The following is a 514-nucleotide window of genomic DNA, read 5'->3' on the forward strand; positions in this document are numbered from 1 at the left end:
TTAGCGGCTTCCTCTGCTTTGCTGGCAGCGGCTTCTACTTTATCGGCAGCTTCTTGAGCGGCAGATGCAGTAGCATCGGCGGCAGAAGCAACTTCGTTTTTAACTTCAGATGCAACGGCTTGAGCAGCCTCTTGAGTCTCCTGTTTAGCCTCTTGGGAACAAGCTGTCAGACCAGCCATCATCATTACGGCAATCAGTAATTTGTTCATGTTCTGTCTTTCCTTAGTTTTAGTTTAAATTACTGTTTTATATAAACAGCTTAAAAATTCTAACATAGAAACTAATACCTTCGACCTACACTATAATAAATATTGGTATAAATCAGATTTTGTCACAAAAACAGGAAAAACATATTGACACCACACCTCTACTCAGATAGAAATTTACGCTCATTTGTCATTTAGCGTAATAATTTTCATTTTATTGTTCAAACAGTTATCCCCTTATTTTTAAAGTTTCTTTTTAAATTCAACTTTTTACAAGCTTTCCATATAATACAATAAGCATTAAACCG

At 36.0% G+C, this 514-nt stretch carries 1 pseudogene; it reads right to left on the reverse strand.

The features are described 5' to 3' along the window. Nucleotides 1-209 (reverse strand): annotated as a pseudogene (locus ACTHUR_RS18375) (c-type cytochrome); the annotation flags it as partial. Nucleotides 210-514: the final 305 nt, after the last annotated feature.

Source organism: Neisseria sp. P0021.S007, assembly GCF_051956855.1.